This window comes from Microvirga sp. CF3062 (genome assembly GCF_036314045.1).
In the GTDB taxonomy this organism is placed as follows: Bacteria; Pseudomonadota; Alphaproteobacteria; order Rhizobiales; family Beijerinckiaceae; genus Microvirga.
The window spans coordinates 91,999-108,605 of sequence record NZ_JAYGGN010000008.1; the positions used below are offsets into that span (position 1 = coordinate 91,999).

Sequence of the window (16,607 nt, forward strand, 5' to 3'; positions counted from 1 at the left end):
TGGTTGAATGTTCAATGCCCGGCCATGTGCCGGGCATTTTATTTCGAGCCCACATTTCCACTGTCATTCCGGGGCGCCGCAGGCGAGCCCGGAATGACAGTGGAACGGTGACGGAAAACGCGAAATCTGCTTTAACCCGATCCCTGTCGCGCCAGCCGGATTCTCCCATGTCCTCCATCACTCTTCGCACCGCCCTTCCTGCCGACCGGGGAGTCGTCGTCGAGCTGATCCACCAGCTCAACGTCTTCGAGGCCGATCTTGTCGGCGACCGGCGCCGCGATTATGGCTCCGCGGAGGAGTATTACGATGAGCTGATGCAGCGCTTGTCCCGCCGCAATGGCCGCATCGTCCTAGCGGAAGCGGAAGGGATTGTCGTTGCCGCGATGGGCTTTTCGCTCGATCAGGATGCGGCTTACGTGATCGACGACGTCCGCAACCACGGCACCGTGACGGACCTGATCGTGCATGACGATTGGCGCGGGCGCGGCATCGGCCAGATGCTGCTGAACGAGGCCGAGCGCCTGACGAAAGAGGCGGGTTGCAAGCGTCTCGTCATCGGAGCCCTCGTGGCCAACGAGCGGGCCGAGCGCACTTATCGCGCCTTCGGCTTCGTGCCCTACGTGTCGATCCTGTCGAAGGAATTGTGAGACGCGGGATAGGCCTCCTCCCAGGACATCAACAGCGTCAACTTCGGCCAATTGGCCGGCCAGTCCTTCGCCATGACCCGCTCGCGATAGATGCCTATCTTGTGCCCAAAGACAGGTGTCGGCCGCACGATCAGGTTCAGGAGGTCGTCGACACCATAAGGCGCCATCACCTCGACCCGGCCTTCGACCGTACGGACGGCGATCGCGGTCGCTGTTTCAGCCCAATGAGCCACGGCATCGACCGTGTCGCGGTAGGGCGAATCGCCATTGCGCAAGTGCATCCGCGCTTGGTTCTTCACGGACCAGGGGGTGCTTGGCGCAAGGCTTCGGAGCCGGCGCTCGATCTCGGCCTCCCGCTCCCTGCTGGTGTCGTCGAGATCGAAGAACAGCACATCCACATCGGCGAGCCGCGTCACATCGATCGCTCGCCCATGCAGCACGTCCCACACGCTGTTGCGGATGAAGCCTGCGCCGATCCAGGCATCGGGAAGCCCGAGGCTCGCCACATGCAAAAGAAGCGCATGCGAGGGTGCATGCGCTTCGAGAAGCCGTTCGATGTCTGAGATCGCCCGCAGGGGAGGGGCGGGGTTCATGCCGCCGTTGCCCCGCGTCCTTTAAGAGCGGAACAGGCCGGCGACGCCGCCCTGCAGGCGGGACGAGCCCTGGCGGGCGACGCTGTTGCCGTTGTCGATGGAAAGAGCCCGGGTATAGCTCTCGAGTGCCTGGCTCCGGTTGCCCTTGCGCTCCATGGCCACGCCGCGCCATGCCCAGGAATTGGCGTCCTTGGGGTCGACGTTGAGGGCCGCGTTGAAGTCCTCGATGGCCTTGTCGTACTGGTTCGTCTCCACAAAGCTCTGGCCGCGGGCGGCGTAGGGCGCGCCCACGAAGGGGTTGCGGTCGATGGTAGCGTCGAAGTCGAGGATCGCCTGGGGGTGCATGCCCTGGCGCTGATAGAGCAGACCGCGGGAATGCAGCGCCTCGGCCGATTCGGGCAGGAGGCGGGTCGCCGTGTTCAGGTCGCTGAGAGCCTCCTGGAATTGGTTCTGGGCCCGGTAGAGGTTGGCGCGGCCGATATAAGCCGGGCCGTAATTCGGATCGGCCTGGATCGCCCGGCTGAAGTCGGCGAGCGCCTGATCGTTGCGGTTCGTCTGACGCAATGCCAGCGCCCGGTTGGCGTAGGCCGGCGCGTAGTTCGAATCGAGCTGCACCGCCTTGGTGAAGTCCGTCATCGCGCTGCTGTAATTGCCCACGCGGGCATAGGCCGCGCCGCGGGTGTTGTAGGCGCTCGGATCGTTCGGGTTGCGCTGGATGACGTCGGACAGGGACGAGATGTTGACCGTGCTCGTGCCTTGCGTGTCCTCTTCCACTACGGCGATGCGCTGGGCAGGGCCGCTGCTCGTCGTGCCGCAGGCGGAGAGGCCGAGGGCTACAAGGGTCAGGCTCAAGGGGGCAAAACGGCGGATCGATGGGGCGAACACGTTCGTCTCCAGCTTCTTACTCAGTACCAGGAAGGCGGCACTCTGACGGGAAATCCTTAACAGCCGTGAAACAAGGCATCAAAAAGGCGTTTCAGAGGGGAACTTGCCATTCAGGCGGAGCATCGGGTCGCAGCAGCCTCGCGCATCGTGCGGAAAAGTGGTCCCGGTTTTCCGCCTAAACGATGCGTTGATCGAAAGAGGAGCTCCAGACATGCAAACAGCGCCCCGCTTGCGCGTCGGGCGCTGTTTCACAACCGATAGTCCAGCCGATGGCTCGATTGAGAGCTTAGCGGCCGCCCGGTGTCGTCGGGCGCGGCTTCGAAGGCAGGAGGCCTTCGCGCTGCATGCGCTTGCGGATCAGCTTGCGGGCGCGGCGAACGGCCTCAGCCTTTTCACGGGCCTTCTTCTCGGACGGCTTCTCGTAATGACCGCGAAGCTTCATCTCACGGAAGATACCCTCACGCTGCATCTTCTTCTTGAGAGCGCGGAGCGCCTGGTCGACGTTGTTATCCCGGACAAGAACCTGCACGCGAATTCCTCGTATTTGAGCCGTTTCGATTGTGATAAAAAACAAAGGAGGCGCGTCAGGCGCACCTCTATCTGGCCGGCGTCAGTATCAGAAGAAGCCTTGCCTGTCCAGGGTTGCTGCTTAAGAAAAGCGCCGGGCCAGAAAGGCAACGGTCAGGCCTTAAAAAGGTTCAATTCCGTTCCGGAAAAACCCGCGTCACATGCCCCATCTTGCGGCCAGCGCGGGCCTCGGCCTTGCCGTAGAGATGGAGATGCGCACCCGGTTCGCCCAGGATCTCTTCCCAGGCATCCGCATCGTGCCCGATCAGGTTCTTCATCTCGACCCGGCCGAGACGGGCGGTGCTCCCCAAGGGCCAGCCGCAGACCGCGCGCACATGCTGCTCGAACTGTGACGTCACAGCGCCGCCCAAGGTCCAATGCCCTGAGTTGTGCACACGCGGGGCAATCTCGTTCACCACGAGCCGCTCGCGGCTACCTTCGGTGACCAGGAACATCTCGACGGCAAGCACGCCCACATAGTCCAAGGCTTCCGCAATGGAGCGAGCAATGCGAATCGCCTGCTCCTCCGTCTCCCGCGAGACGCCGGCAGGAACCTGGGTCGTATCAAGGATATGGTGACGATGCTCGTTGGCACAGAGATCATAGGCGGCGAATGCCCCGGATGCGGTGCGGGCGGCAACCACCGAGACCTCCCGCTCAAACGGCACGAAGCCTTCGATGATGGAGGAGGCGCGGCCGATCTCCGCCCAGGCGGCGGCAGGATCGGTGTCGGGCCGTACCATCACCTGACCCTTGCCGTCATAGCCGAAGCGCCGGGTCTTGAGCACGGCGGGCCGGCCGATGCGATCGAGCGCTTCTGCAAGCTCGGCTTCGTCCGAGAAGGCAGCGAAGGGGGCAACGTCGATGCCAAGGCCTGCGATGAAGCTCTTTTCCAGGAACCGGTCCTGTGACACGGCCAACGCCTGGGCGTTGGGGGCCAGCAGGGTATGGGCGCTTAAGGTCGCGGCTGTCTCGCTCGGCACGTTCTCGAATTCGTAGGTCATCACGTCCACGGCCTTGGCGAAGCGCACCAGGTTCGCCTCGTCCTCGTAAGCCGCGATGGTGCACTCGGCCGCCACCTCGAAGGCCGGGCTGTTGTCGTCCGGAGCGTAGATGTGGGTTCTCAGGCCCAGTTGCGCCGCCGCCATGGCGATCATGCGGCCGAGCTGGCCGCCGCCGAGGATGCCGAGGGTGCAGCCGGGGCGGATCATGGGCATGTCAGCTTTCATCGGACGGGCGTTCGGCGACGCCCTCGCTCTGGCGCGTGCGCCATGTATCAAGCCGTTCCGAAAGCGCAGGGTCGTGGAGGGCGAGCACGGCAGCGGCGAGGAGCGCCGCATTGACGGCGCCGGCCCGGCCGATGGCCAGCGTCCCGACCGGGATGCCGGCCGGCATCTGCACGATGGAGAGCAGGCTGTCCTGACCCGACAGTGCCTTGGATTCCACGGGCACGCCGAATACCGGCAGGGGCGTCATGGCGGCGGTCATGCCGGGAAGGTGCGCCGCGCCTCCGGCGCCCGCGATGATAACCTGGAAGCCGTCGGCCTTGGCCTTCTTGGCGAAGGCATAGAGCCGGTCCGGGGTGCGGTGGGCGGAGACGATGCGGGCGTTGTAAGGGATGCCCAGCGCCTCCAGCGTCTCGGCGGCGTGGCGCATGGTGGCCCAGTCGGACTGGCTGCCCATGATGATGGCAATGGGGGTTCCCGCCATGGCGTGGCTCCGGCGTAAGGCCTAAGGTGTCCAGCGGGAATAGCGAAGGCTCCCCTGACAGGCAAGGGCGATACGGACCTTAAGACCGGAATTCTCAGGCGATGATGTCGGGGGTCAGCTGATCTTCCAGCTGAATGATCTGGTCCTTGAGGGAGAGCTTGCGCTTCTTGAGGCGCTGGACCTGCAGCTGGTCGCCGGCGACCATGCTCTCCAGAGCATCGATGGCCATGTCGAGATCGCGGTGTTCCTGCTTGAGGCGGGCCAATTCCGCTTCCAGTTCAGCCAATTCGGTCATTGAAAAATCCAGAGCATCGGACCCAAAAGTGGCGCATCGTTGGGCACGGAAAACCGGGTCCACTTTTCCGCACGATGCGCTAAACGCCAAGCCGCCTATGGATGCCGGGCCAAGAGGAGCGGAAGTATGCTCTGCGGGTTTGTGGAGAGCAAGATCGCTCAAGCATCTTCTACTCTCGATTTTGCAAATTTTGCCTTCGACTCGCCACACTCGGGCTGCCACAATATCCGGGTCAGAGATCACATAGGAGGAACTGACATGCCGCTGCAGAATCACCTGACGGAACTGGAACGGAAGCATCGGGCTCTCGAGCGCGAAATCCAGGACACCCTCAACCGACCCTCCGCAGATGACATGAGGCTGGCAGAACTCAAGCGAAAGAAGCTTCAGCTCAAGGACGAGATCTCACGACTGAGAAGCTCCGAATCGGCGGTGCACTAGCCGCGCGTTTCCTCAAGACTCCCACCCTCAAGAAGCTGTCGCTTCATCCCGAAGTGGCGGCTTTTTGTTTGGCCGCTTCAGAGAAGCGCAGCCGCTCCGTCATAGACGAGCTTGGCCCCCACGAAGACCAGCAGCACATAGACTGCCGTATAGAAGAGCTGGCCGGAGACGCGCCGCACCAGCACCACCCCGGCCCAGGTGGAGCCGATCGCCACCGGGAACAAGGCTCCGGCGGTTGCCATGTTCTCGGCCGTCATCTGGCCCAGCACCAGATAGGGCGGCACCTTGATCCAGTTGATCAGCGCGAACACGACCGCGCCCGTGCCGACGAAGACGTCCCGCGGCAGGCGCTGCGGCATCACATAGATCTGGAAGGGCGGGCCGCCCGCGTGGGCGATCATGCTGGTAAAGCCCGTTACCCAGCCCCAGAACATGCCCCGCGGCACGTTGGCCGGCGTTGCTTTCGGCTCCCGGCCGCCCCGCTCAAGCACCAGGCGGCGGATGGCGAACGCGATAGAGATCAGGCCGACGGCGAGCTTGATCGCAGCATCGGACACTTGAGCCGCCAGGAGATAGCCGGTGAGAATGCCCGAAGTGGCGCCCACGACCAGGATGACGACGTTGCGCCGGTCCCAGGTGTACCGGTAGGCCCAGACCGACACCACGTCCTGTACGATCAGCGTCGGCAGCATAATCGCGGCCGCCTGAACCGGCGAGACCACCAGGGCCATGAGCGGCAGGGAGAGCATCCCGAGGCCCGAGAAGCCGCCCTTGGCTAACCCTAAGAGCGTCACGGCTGGAATGGCAGCGGCATAGAAGAGGGGATCGGTAATCACATAGGAACTCGCCGAAAGTCGGATCGCCGAAAGTCTCCGCTGACCACGACGCAACTGCCTGCTACCACAGCAGGCGCTTCAAGTCCCATGCAGTGAACGCAACGGGGAAACGCCATGTCATCGACCCAAAGCCGCTATCATGAGGTCTATGCCCGCTGGAAAGCCGATCCGGAAGGGTTTTGGGCACAGGCCGCGCGCGAGATCGACTGGATCAAGCCCGCCGACAAGGTCTTCGACGCTGCGGCCGGGGCCTACGGGACGTGGTTCACCGGGGCGGTCTGCAACACCTGCTACAACGCTGTCGACCGGCATGCGGCAACCCGCGGCGATCAGGCGGCGATCATCTACGACAGCCCCGTGACGAATTCGAAGCGCAGCATTTCCTATGCCGAGCTGCGCGACGAGGTGGCGACGCTCGCCGCCGTGCTGCAGGAGATGGGCGTCAGGCAAGGCGACCGCGTCGTCATCTACATGCCGATGATTCCCGAAGCGGCCTTCGCCATGCTGGCCTGCGCCCGCATCGGCGCCATCCACTCGGTGGTGTTCGGCGGCTTTGCCGCGAAAGAGCTCGCCACCCGCATCGACGACGCCAAGCCGAAGGCGATCCTCTCTGCCTCCTGCGGCATCGAGGGAGCCCGTACGATCCCCTACAAGCCGCTCCTGGACGAAGCGATCACGCTCTCGGCCTCGAAGCCCGATGCCTGCCTCGTCTACCAGAGGCCGCAATGCGAGGCGTCCCTGGTCGAGGGCCGCGATCAGGACTGGCAGAAGGCGGTCGCAACCGCTCGCCAAGCTGGCAAGCAGGCCGAATGCGTGCCGGTGGCCTCCACCGATCCGCTCTACGTGCTCTACACCTCGGGCACGACCGGGAAACCCAAGGGCGTCGTGCGCGACAACGGCGGCCACATGGTCGCGCTGAAATGGTCTATGGGGAACTTCTTCGGTGTCGAGCCGGGCGAGGTGTTCTGGGCCGCCTCCGACGTGGGCTGGGTGGTCGGCCATTCCTACATCGTCTACGGCCCGCTGCTCCATGGCTGCACGGCTATCCTCTATGAGGGCAAGCCTGTGGGCACGCCCGATGCCGGCGCCTATTGGCGGGTCATTGCCGACCATGGAATCGTGACGCTGTTCACGGCGCCGACCGCCTTCCGGGCGATCAGGAAGGAAGATCCCAATGCGGACCTCCTGAAGAAGTATGATCTCTCGGCCTTCCGCGCCCTGTTCCTCGCCGGCGAGCGGGCGGATCCCGACACGGTGAAATGGGCCGAGGATATCCTGAAGGTCCCGGTCGTCGACCATTGGTGGCAGACGGAGACGGGCTGGCCGGTGGTCGGCAACCCGCTGGGCTTAGGAGCCCTTCCGGTCAAGCATGGTTCGCCCACGGTGCCGCTTCCGGGCTACACGGTGCAGGTGCTGGACGAAGGCGGCAAGCAAGTCGCCCCCAGCACCATGGGTGCCATCGTCATCAAGCTGCCGCTCCCACCCGGAGCCCTGCCGACCCTCTGGCAGGCGGAGGAGCGTTTCAGGGAATCCTACCTGTCTGTCTATCCGGGCTACTACAACACGTCCGATGCAGGTTACATCGACGAGGACGGCTATGTCTGGGTCATGGGCCGCACGGACGACATCATCAACGTCGCGGGCCATCGCTTGTCGACCGGCGGCATGGAGGAAGTCCTGGCCTCCCATCCTGCCGTCGCCGAATGCGCCGTTATCGGCATGAAGGACGCCCTTAAGGGCGAGGTGCCCTGCGGCTTCGTGGTGCTGAAATCCGGCGTCCAGAAAAGCCCTGAGGAGATCGAGAAGGATCTCATCGGCCTCGTGCGCGAGAAGATCGGGCCGGTTGCAGCCTTCAAGCTTGCCATCACCGTGCCGCGGCTGCCCAAGACCCGCTCCGGCAAGATCCTGCGCGGCACCATGAAGAAGATCGCCGACGGCGATTCCTGGACCACACCCGCTACCATCGACGATCCGATCATTCTCGAGGAGATCGGGGAGGTGCTGAAGGCGAGGAGGGTGAGGGGGTAAGGCCAGCAATGGTCATCCCGGACGGCGCAGCCGATCCGGGATCGCGAAAACCAGTCCAGCACTGTCATTCCGGGGCCGCGTCAGCGGAGCCCGGAATCCATAAACACCACGTTTCAAGAAAGGGCGATCAAAGTTGCGCCTCTTTCCTCACCGTTAGCGGTTATGGATTCCGGGCTCTCGCTCATGCTCGCCCCGGAATGACAGCGTTGAGTTCCTGGGCCTTGTTCTGCACGCGATCCCGGATCTCCGCTGCACTCCGTCCGGGATGACCGCATGACAAAACAAAAAAAGGCCCGGATCGCTCCGGGCCTTTTGTTTGAAACTTATTCCTCGTCCTCGTCGTCGCGCTTGAGTGTCTTGAGCTTGGCAAAGACTGAATTGACGTCGATCGCCTCCTCCTGGACCGGCTTCGGGCGGCTCATGTCGGTGAAGGGGTCGACAGGCCGCTCGGGGGCCGTGGAGACCTCGGCCGGCATCAGGGTGCCGCCCTGGTTCTGGGCTTCCACCTGCGGGCGGTCCTTGGCGGCGCGCTGCACCTCGAAGTCCAGGTCGATCTGCGAGCACAGGCCCAGCGTCACCGGGTCCATGGGGGCGAGGCTTGCCGAGTTCCAGTGGGTGCGGTCGCGGACCTGCTGGATCGTGGTCTTGGTGGTGCCCACCAGCCGCATGATCTGCGCGTCCTTGAGCTCCGGATGATTGCGCACCAGCCAGAGAATCGCGTTCGGACGATCATGACGGCGGGAGACGGGGGTGTAGCGAGGGCCCTTCTTGACCCTCTTCTGCTCAGGCAGCTTCACCCGCGATTCGGCAAGCCGCAGGCGGTGGTTCGGATCGCCTTGCGCCTTCTCGATTTCATCGCGGGTCAGCTGGCCCGTTGTGATCGGATCGGAGCCCTTGATGCCCGCGGCCACTTCGCCGTCGGCGATGCCCTTCACCTCGAGTGGGTGGAGCTTGCAGAAATCGGCGATCTGGTCGAACGACAGTGACGTATTCTCGACAAGCCAAACGGCTGTCGCCTTCGGCATCAGCGGTCCCTGGGACATGTAAGCGAACCTCCTTCAGGCCGGGCGCCGGACATTTCGGCGCCGCACGGCAAAACTCTCTTGCGCTCCGAACCGGTGCGGACCGGAGCATCTCGTCTCACGATGTGAGGGAAACGGGGTGATTATAGGGATCGTGCCGCGATGTTGCAAATTTTTGAGCATCAATCCCAAAAGTGGAATGCACTTTTGGGATTGATCCGATGCTCAATCCTTTAAGCGGCGCATCGTTGATGCGGAAAACCGGCCCCACTTTTCGCTGACGCGGCCCTCTGGGTCCGCACGATGCGCTAGAGGGTGAGAACGATCTTCCCTATATGCTCGCCCCCGTCCATCCGGGCATGGGCCTTGGCCACATCCTCGAAGGCGAAGGTCGAGTCCATCACCGGTCGGCAGCGGCCCTGAGCAAGCAGCGGCCAGACCTTGTCCTCGAGAGCGCGGGCGATGAGAGCCTTTTCCGCCGGTGAACGAGGGCGCAGGGTCGAACCCGTATGGGTCAGCCGTTTGACCATGAGCCGGCGGAAGTCGACCTCGACCTTAGGACTCTGGAGAAAGGCGATCTGGACGATCCGCCCATCCTGGGCTGCCGCGTCGTAATTGCGCGGGATGTAGTCGCCGCCCACCATGTCGAGGATCAGGTCCGCGCCCCTGCCGCCGGTGGCCTCCTTCACGGCCGAGACGAAATCCTCGTTCCGGTAATTGACCGCCACATCGGCGCCGAGCCGCAGGCAGGCGTCGCATTTTTCTAAGGAGCCGGCCGTAGCGATGACCGTGGCGCCAAAGGCCTTGGCAAGCTGGATCGCCGTGGTGCCGATGCCCGAGGTGCCGCCATGGACCAGGAAGGTCTCGCCGGCCTGGAGGCGGCCCCGGTCGAACACGTTGGTCCAGACGGTGAAATAGGTTTCCGGGATGGCTCCTGCCTCCTCGGTGGACAAACCTGGAGGAACCGGCAGGGCGTTGCTCTCGTGTACGACCGCATAGTCCGCATAGCCGCCGCCCGGCACCAGGGCCATGACGGGTTCGCCGATGGAGAAGCGTCTAGCACTGGGGCCCGCGCCGACGACTTCGCCGGCGATTTCGAGCCCGAGGATATCGGGTGCCCCGGGCGGCGGCGGATAGCCGCCCTGGCGCTGGAGGACGTCGGGGCGGTTCACGCCCGCCGTCTTCAAGCGCACCAGGATCTCGCCGTCTCCGGGCCGGGGAACGGGGCGCTGCAAGACCTTGAGGACCTCCGGTCCGCCGCTTCCTTCCGCAACGACGGCGCGCATCATGTCCGGAATCTGCCCCATTTTTCCCTCCTTTGGCCAACACTCTCCTGAGATATAGACCCCGTTGGCAAGGAATGCAGGCAGGATGAGCATCGGCCCCAAAAGTGGACACCACTTTTGGGATTCATCCGATGCTCCAATCCTTGAAGTCAGCGCATCGTGTGGACCGGAAAACCGGGTCCACTTTTCCGCATGATGCGCTAAGGTCACGACCAACCTTGAAGAGGAGAATGCCATGGCCCTCGATCCCTTCGCCGATGACCCGCGGCGCGTCGTCAGCGGACACGAAATCGGCCAGGACCTGTCGATGCTCTCCATCGATGAACTCGATGAGCGTGTCGAGGTGCTCGAGCGGGAGATTTCCCGTCTCAAGGAGGCGAGGGCTAAGAAGGAAAGCTCCCTTGCTGCTGCGAGCGCCTTCTTCAGGCTCGGCCAAGCCTAGAGCATCGGACCCAAAAGTGGATTTGCACTTTTGGGATCAATCGATGCTCCTTCTTACGATGCGCTAGCGGGTGCTTAACTCCGCATTAACCATTTTCGAGCATGAATGAGGCATCCAGGTCTCTCCCTGGATGCCGAGTGGCTTAGAGGCTCACTCTGTTTGACGCTTCCCTGTTAGACTTCAAGAGCCGCCACGAGCGGCTCAATTTTTTTCGTGCTGCGGGCTTAACCTTAAGAAGAGGTTACCGAGGCAAGTCTTCCCGGACCGTCCTATAATCCCCTCATGAGTTGCAGTCCTCCGCTTCTGCGGGGGACAGGTCTTTGGGAGAGACGCGTGAACGAGCCCGACGTGATCCAGCTTGGTGTCGATCCTGTCCGGTTCGGGCAGAGCTTCGTGGGATCGGATGCCTTCAGGGCCCTGTTCCAGGAGGGCATGGAACTGATCGAGGAGACTGCCGCCTATCTCGACGGTCCGGGCCGGGAGGAGTCCCGTCACCTGGAGCGCCAGACGAGCCTCGCCTATGCCAGCGAGAGCATGCGGCTCACCACCCGCCTGATGCAGGTCGCCTCCTGGCTCCTGCTGCAGCGAGCGGTCGCCGAAGGGGAGATCTCCCCCGACCAGGCCCAGACCGAGAAGAGCAGGGTCCGCCTGAATTCGTCGGACACCAAGACCAGCATCGACGAATACGAGGCCCTGCCGGAACGGCTGCGTGAACTCATGGGCCTCGCGACCCGTCTTCACGCCCGGATCCTCCATCTGGAGCGCCTGATCGCCGAAGCCGGATCTGCTCCCCGCCAAGCGGCTCTCAACCCGATCGCGGCCCAGCTCGGCATGCTGGAGAAGGCCTTCGGGCCGGCCGAGTAAGAATTCCACCCCTGGCATGAGCGTGATGGAAGTCCCGCAGACAACGAAAAAGCCCCACCGAAGCGGGGCTTTTCATATTCCAGGTTGAAACAACCGGCGCTTGAGCAGCGCATCGTGTGGACCGGACCCAGCGGGCCGCGCTAGCGAAAACCGAGTCCACTTTTCCGCACGATGCGCCAGGCGCCAGGCGCCCGGTTACTTCTTGGCGCCGATGCCCAGGCCGCCGAAGCGCGAGTTGAAGCGCGACACGCGGCCGCCGCGGTCGAGCAGCTGCTGCGAACCGCCGGTCCAGGCCGGATGGGTGCTTGGGTCGATGTCGAGGTTGAGGGTGTCGCCCTCTTTGCCATAGGTCGACCGGGTCTGATACTCGGTGCCGTTGGTCATGACCACCTTGATGAAGTGGTAGTCGGGATGTTCGGTTGCTTTGCGCGCCATTGCCATAGTCCTTCTCGCGGCCAGCCAAGTCTGGTCAGCCCGCAATGTGAGATCGAGCCTGAATTCATGAATGCGCGCCTATACCTCACTTAAGTGGTTGAAACAAGCCGGGGCAAAGGTGCTAAACCGTCCCAGAGCACTTTTCGGCAAGATGAATCTGGTTCGCTGCTGAAAATTGAGACAGCTTAAAAGAAAAGGGCGGATTCCATGCCAATGGAAACAGCTCCGAACCGTGATTTCCGTCAACGAAGGCTGACATGGCCGATTTGCCCTCCGCCCAATCCCGCCCCAAGGCTGCCCTAAGCGCCCTGAAGCCGCTCATTCCCTACGGCCTCGCTTACAAGGGCAGGATCACGGCGGCGCTGGCGGCCCTCGCCCTGGCCTCTGCGGCCACGCTCGTCGTACCCATCGCCGTGCGCCGGGTGATCGATTTCGGTTTCTCGGCAGAGGGACGCGACTACATCAATGCCTATTTCGTCCTCCTGATCGGTGTGGTCAGCGTCTTGGCCCTGGCCAGCGCGCTCCGCTATTACTGCGTCATCACGCTCGGCGAGCGGGTGGTGGCGGACCTGCGCTCCGCCGTGTTCCGGCACCTGACCTCCCTCGACCCAGCCTTCTTCGACCAGACCAAGAGCGGGGAGATCGTCTCGCGGCTCACCGCCGACACTACCCAGGTCAAGGCGGCCTTCGGGGTCAGCATCTCGATCGCCCTACGCAATCTGTTCCTTTTCCTGGGCGCGACGGTTCTCATGATCATCACCAGCCCGAAGCTCTCGGCGCTGGTGCTTCTCGCCATTCCGGTCATCGTCCTGCCGCTCGTGTTCTCGGGCCGCGCCGTGCGGCGGCGGTCGCGGGCGGCGCAGGACCGCTTGGCCGACGCCTCGGCTTATGCAGCGGAGGCCGTCGGGGCCGTGCGCACCATGCAGGCCTTCGGCATGGAAAGCGCCACCGCCGCCCGCTTCGCCGCTGCCGCCGAGGAGGCGTTCGGCGCAGCCCGGCTCTCCACCACCATGCGGGCGTTTCTCACCGGCGCCGGCCTTTTTCTGGTCTCGGCGAGCGTCGTGGCCGTGCTCTGGTACGGCGCGCAGGACGTTCTGGCCGGCACCATGACGGGCGGTCGGCTGTCGCAGTTCGTCCTCTACGCGGTCTTCGCCGCAAGCTCCTTGGGTCAGCTCTCGGAGGTCTATGGCGAACTCGCTCAGGCCGCCGGTGCGGCGGAGCGCTTAGGCGAAATCCTGGCCACCAAACCTGCCATCGAAGCGCCACGCCGTCCAAAGCCCCTGCCGAACCCGCCTCTCGGCACGGTGGCGTTCAAGGATGTGCATTTCGCCTATCCGACCCGCTCCGAGCAGCGGGCTCTCCATGGCCTGAGCCTGACCGTGAGTTCCGGCGAAAGGGTCGCCATCGTCGGGCCTTCGGGAGCTGGCAAGAGCACGATCCTGCAGCTGCTCCTGCGCTTCTACGATCCGCAAGGCGGCACGATCTGGGTCGACGGGGTTCCCATCAACGAGGCCGATCCCTTCAGCCTACGCGCCCGCATGGCCCTCGTGCCGCAGGAGCCGACGATCTTCGCCACCAGCGTCCTCGACAACATCCGCTATGGCAAGCCTGAAGCCAGTGAGGACGATGTGCGCCGCGCGGCCGAACTCGCCTCCGCCGACGGCTTCATCCGGGCCCTGCCGCAGGGCTATGAGACCATGATCGGCGAGCGCGGCGTGACGCTCTCCGGCGGCCAGCGCCAGCGCCTCGCCATCGCCCGCGCCATCCTGAAGGACGCGCCGATCCTCCTCCTCGACGAGGCCACCTCGGCGCTGGATGCGGAGAGCGAGCGCAAGGTTCAAGGAGCCCTCGACCGGTTGATGGAGGGCCGCACCACCCTCGTCATCGCCCATCGGTTAGCCACCGTGCGCTCCGCCGACCGGATCCTCGTCATGGACCAGGGCCGGATCGTCGAGGAGGGGACTCATGAGGCGTTGCTCGCTCAGGGCGGCCTCTATGCGCGGCTCGCGCGGCTGCAGTTCACGAGCGAGCGGGAGCACAGCGAAGCTGCGGAGTAGCTCCGAAGGCTTCTTTCTCGTCGCTTCGGGAAGTCTATGGGGTGAGACCTTCCCGCCATGGCCGGGCTCGTCCCGGCCATCCCGCTTCGGAGAGGTTTGGCGCTTCATACAATCGGGATCACCGGCACAAAGCCGGTGATGATAGGTAGAGACCATCGATGGGAGTTCAGGCGATGCCCGAGACCTTTCGCATGAACATCCGCAGCAATCCTATCCCACTTAGTAGAAGGGTCAGCCCTGCAGCCAGCATCATCGGCCCGAAGGGCGGAGCCATAATCATGATGATCCCTGAGGTGGTGACGATCAGGCCGCCCAGGCACATCAGGGCACTGACGATGATCGCTAACCCCAGGAACACGGACCGAAGCGCCGAGCGTCCGGGAGGCCTTGAACCTTCCGGCAGCGTCGAGGGCCTATCAGGATCCAGTGTCAATCACCGCTCCGTCAGCTTCAGCTCGATGCGCCGGTTGCGGGCATAGGCTTCTTCCGTGGTCCCGTTGTCCAGCGGCTGGAACTCGCCGAAGCCGGTGGCGGCGAGGTGCTTGGGCTGGACGCCTCGGGCGACGAGCGCTTGCACCATCGCGATGGCGCGGGAGGACGAGAGGGCCCAGTTCGAGGGGAATTGCGGGGTGTTGATGGGGCGCTGGTCGGTGTGGCCGTCGACGCGGATCACCCAGGGGATGTCGGGCGGCACCTGCTTTTCCAGTTCGATCAGAGCGCTGGCGATGCGGTCGATCTCGCCGGAGGCTTCAGGGCGCAGGAACGCTTGGCCCGCCGGGAACAGCACCTCCGACTGGAACACGAAACGGTCGCCGACGATGCGCACATCCGGGCGGGTGCCGAGGATCTGGCGCAGGCGGCCGAAGAAGTCGGAGCGGTAGCGGGCGAGTTCCTGCACGCGCTGCGCCAACGCCACGTTGAGGCGGCTGCCGAGGTCGGCGATGCGAGCCTGGCTTTCCTTGTCCCGATTTTCGGAGACGGAAAGAGCCTCCTCCAGGGCCGCGAGCTGGCGGCGCATGGCGGCGATCTGCTGATTGAGGATCTCGACCTGGCTCAGCGCGCGGCCCGTCGCCTGGCGCTCGGTCTCGAGCTGGGTGTTCAGCTGGTCGGCCTGAACCTGCGCCGCGCCGCCTGTGTCGAGAAGGCTCTGAAGGCGCGCCCGGTCGGCTTCGTTGGCGCGCAGGGTCGTCTGGAGCGAGGTGACCGTTTCCTCGATGGTGCGCCGGCTCGAGCGTTCGAGGGAGAGAAGATCGGTCAGCTCGGCGATCTGGCGGTTGAGCCGGTCGAGCACCGTGTCTCGGCCTGACAATTCGCGCGACAGGAAGAACTGGCCGACGGTAAAGACGGAGATCAGGAAGATGATGGCGAGCAGGAGCGTGGATAGGGCGTCCACGAAGCCCGGCCAGTAATTGATCTGACTGTTGCGCCCGCGCCGCCGTCCGCCTGCGCTGGAGACCGGCATCAGGGCAGCCTTTCACGGGAGAGGCGATCGAGCACCTGCTTCAGCTCCTTCTCGCGGGCAGCCTGGGCCTCCACCCAATCGCGGATCATCTGCTGCTCGGCGCGCATGTGCTGCACGAGGCCCTGCACGCCCTCGGCGAGGTTCGCCATGGCCTGCGTGGCCGCTCGCCCGCCTCCGCCGTCGTTGACGGCGGCGGTGAGTCGGTTGAGGGCGAGCGTCAGGTCCTGCGGGGCGGCGCTGCCGCGCAGAGAGGGCTCGGCCGGCGTATCCATGGTGGAGGTGGCAAGCCAATCCTCCAGCTCCGTGTAGAAACGGTTCTGCGCCTGACCGGCCTGAAGATCGAGGAAGCCGAGCACGAGGGAGCCGGCGAGGCCGAACAGGGAGGCCGAGAAGGACAGGCCCATGCCCTGCAACGGGCCGGCGAGCGAGTTCTTCAGCTCGTCGAAGAGAACCGCCGAATCCTGCCCCGTCCGCAACGAGGAGATGATGCGGCCGACGGAGCCGACCGTGTCGATGAGCCCCCAGAAGGTGCCAAGCAGCCCGAGAAAGACCAGAAGGCCGGCGAGATAGCGCAGGATCTCCCGGCTCTCATCCAGGCGAGCGCCGATGGAATCGAGCAGCGAGCGGGTTGCCGCAACGGAAAAGCCGGACTGATCAGGCCGGTTGCCCAGGAGAGCAGCCAAGGGGGCGAGCAGCACCGGTGGGGTGGGAGCGACCAGGCCTTCCTCGCTCTGACGAAGTGTATTGACCCAGCGCACCTCGGGCCGCAGGCGCCAGACCTGCCGGATCGCCAAGCCGATGCCGATAAACATGATACCCAGGATCAGGGCATTGAGGCCTGGGTTTGCTTGGAAGGCCTCCCAGATCTGCCGGTAGAGGATGAAAGCGACAAACCCTGCCAGAATGAGGAAGACCGCCATGCGGATCAAATAGATCCGCGGTGGGGTAAGGGGTTGATCCGCCATCGTTATCCTGTGCATTCGTGCTTCGGGACTGCACCAATGTGACCGCCCCGGTCTGAAGGATCAAGCGCGACC

General features: G+C 64.2%; 19 protein-coding genes. 6 read left to right on the forward strand and 13 right to left on the reverse strand.

The window, feature by feature from the left end:
* Positions 1 to 167 precede the first annotated feature (167 nt).
* Positions 168 to 647 carry a GNAT family N-acetyltransferase gene (locus tag VB618_RS15070; RefSeq protein ID WP_329797528.1) on the forward strand — a complete coding sequence of 160 codons (480 nt, stop codon included), beginning with the start codon at positions 168 to 170 and terminating at the stop codon, positions 645 to 647.
* On the opposite strand, the gene VB618_RS15075 is transcribed toward VB618_RS15070, so the two are convergent.
* The 6 genes from VB618_RS15075 to VB618_RS15100 all read right to left on the reverse strand — a co-directional run bounded on the left by VB618_RS15075 (position 617) and on the right by VB618_RS15100 (position 4,697).
* Positions 617 to 1,240 (reverse strand): nucleotidyltransferase family protein, encoded by a 624-nt coding sequence (locus tag VB618_RS15075; RefSeq protein ID WP_329797529.1) that lies wholly within the window; start codon positions 1,238 to 1,240, stop codon positions 617 to 619. The genes VB618_RS15070 and VB618_RS15075 overlap by 31 nt on opposite strands.
* 21 nt (positions 1,241 to 1,261) lie before the next feature.
* Entirely contained in the window at positions 1,262 to 2,125 is an 864-nt protein-coding gene (locus tag VB618_RS15080) for a tetratricopeptide repeat protein (protein WP_329797530.1), read from the reverse strand.
* 286 nt (positions 2,126 to 2,411) lie between these two features.
* Positions 2,412 to 2,654, reverse strand: coding sequence for a 30S ribosomal protein S21 (rpsU, locus tag VB618_RS15085; RefSeq protein WP_329797531.1), 243 nt, complete (start codon positions 2,652 to 2,654; stop codon positions 2,412 to 2,414).
* Between the two features lie 169 nt (positions 2,655 to 2,823).
* A complete protein-coding gene (locus tag VB618_RS15090; RefSeq protein ID WP_329797661.1) occupies positions 2,824 to 3,903 on the reverse strand; it encodes a 5-(carboxyamino)imidazole ribonucleotide synthase in 1,080 nt (359 codons plus the stop codon).
* 7 nt (positions 3,904 to 3,910) lie between these two features.
* Positions 3,911 to 4,402 (reverse strand): 5-(carboxyamino)imidazole ribonucleotide mutase, encoded by a 492-nt coding sequence (gene purE, locus VB618_RS15095; RefSeq protein WP_329797532.1) that lies wholly within the window; start codon positions 4,400 to 4,402, stop codon positions 3,911 to 3,913.
* A gap of 94 nt (positions 4,403 to 4,496) precedes the next feature.
* Entirely contained in the window at positions 4,497 to 4,697 is a 201-nt protein-coding gene (locus VB618_RS15100) for a YdcH family protein (protein ID WP_329797533.1), read from the reverse strand.
* Between the two features lie 258 nt (positions 4,698 to 4,955).
* Between VB618_RS15100 and VB618_RS15105 the strand changes: the two genes are divergently transcribed.
* Entirely contained in the window at positions 4,956 to 5,138 is a 183-nt protein-coding gene (locus tag VB618_RS15105; RefSeq protein WP_203275018.1) for a YdcH family protein, read from the forward strand.
* A gap of 77 nt (positions 5,139 to 5,215) precedes the next feature.
* Here VB618_RS15105 and VB618_RS15110 read toward each other — a convergent pair whose 3' ends face one another.
* Positions 5,216 to 5,974, reverse strand: coding sequence for a sulfite exporter TauE/SafE family protein (locus VB618_RS15110; protein WP_329797534.1), 759 nt, complete (start codon positions 5,972 to 5,974; stop codon positions 5,216 to 5,218).
* 114 nt (positions 5,975 to 6,088) lie between these two features.
* On the opposite strand from VB618_RS15110, the gene VB618_RS15115 reads away from it, so the two are divergent.
* Positions 6,089 to 8,002, forward strand: coding sequence for a propionyl-CoA synthetase (locus VB618_RS15115; protein WP_329797535.1), 1,914 nt, complete (start codon positions 6,089 to 6,091; stop codon positions 8,000 to 8,002).
* A 323-nt stretch (positions 8,003 to 8,325) separates the two neighbouring features.
* On the opposite strand, the gene VB618_RS15120 is transcribed toward VB618_RS15115, so the two are convergent.
* Positions 8,326 to 9,045, reverse strand: a complete 720-nt coding sequence (locus VB618_RS15120) for a DUF1013 domain-containing protein (RefSeq protein ID WP_329797536.1) — start codon at positions 9,043 to 9,045, stop codon at positions 8,326 to 8,328.
* Between the two features lie 287 nt (positions 9,046 to 9,332).
* Positions 9,333 to 10,331 carry an NAD(P)H-quinone oxidoreductase gene (locus tag VB618_RS15125; protein ID WP_329797537.1) on the reverse strand — a complete coding sequence of 333 codons (999 nt, stop codon included), beginning with the start codon at positions 10,329 to 10,331 and terminating at the stop codon, positions 9,333 to 9,335.
* 214 nt (positions 10,332 to 10,545) lie between these two features.
* On the opposite strand from VB618_RS15125, the gene VB618_RS15130 reads away from it, so the two are divergent.
* Together VB618_RS15130 and rcdA are read left to right on the forward strand one after the other, a co-directional pair.
* Entirely contained in the window at positions 10,546 to 10,752 is a 207-nt protein-coding gene (locus VB618_RS15130) for a DUF1192 domain-containing protein (RefSeq protein WP_329797538.1), read from the forward strand.
* 333 nt (positions 10,753 to 11,085) lie between these two features.
* Positions 11,086 to 11,616, forward strand: coding sequence for a protease adaptor protein RcdA (rcdA, locus tag VB618_RS15135; RefSeq protein ID WP_329797539.1), 531 nt, complete (start codon positions 11,086 to 11,088; stop codon positions 11,614 to 11,616).
* A gap of 195 nt (positions 11,617 to 11,811) precedes the next feature.
* Here the strand turns inward: rcdA and rpmE are convergent, their stop codons facing one another.
* Positions 11,812 to 12,051, reverse strand: coding sequence for a 50S ribosomal protein L31 (gene rpmE, locus VB618_RS15140; protein ID WP_329797540.1), 240 nt, complete (start codon positions 12,049 to 12,051; stop codon positions 11,812 to 11,814).
* Between the two features lie 257 nt (positions 12,052 to 12,308).
* Here rpmE and VB618_RS15145 point away from each other — a divergent pair, with 257 nt between their 5' ends.
* Complete coding sequence (locus VB618_RS15145) at positions 12,309 to 14,108, forward strand: ABC transporter transmembrane domain-containing protein (protein ID WP_329797541.1); 1,800 nt, start codon at positions 12,309 to 12,311, stop codon at positions 14,106 to 14,108.
* Between the two features lie 166 nt (positions 14,109 to 14,274).
* Here VB618_RS15145 and VB618_RS15150 read toward each other — a convergent pair whose 3' ends face one another.
* The 3 genes from VB618_RS15150 to VB618_RS15160 are packed head-to-tail and all read right to left on the reverse strand — an operon-like array spanning position 14,275 to position 16,535.
* Positions 14,275 to 14,541 carry a hypothetical protein gene (locus VB618_RS15150; RefSeq protein WP_329797542.1) on the reverse strand — a complete coding sequence of 89 codons (267 nt, stop codon included), beginning with the start codon at positions 14,539 to 14,541 and terminating at the stop codon, positions 14,275 to 14,277.
* Positions 14,542 to 15,570: a peptidoglycan -binding protein gene (locus VB618_RS15155; RefSeq protein WP_329797543.1), complete on the reverse strand. Its 1,029-nt coding sequence runs from the start codon at positions 15,568 to 15,570 to the stop codon at positions 14,542 to 14,544.
* Complete coding sequence (locus VB618_RS15160) at positions 15,570 to 16,535, reverse strand: flagellar motor protein MotA (RefSeq protein ID WP_329797544.1); 966 nt, start codon at positions 16,533 to 16,535, stop codon at positions 15,570 to 15,572. The genes VB618_RS15155 and VB618_RS15160 overlap by 1 nt, the downstream gene beginning before the upstream one ends.
* Positions 16,536 to 16,607: the final 72 nt, after the last annotated feature.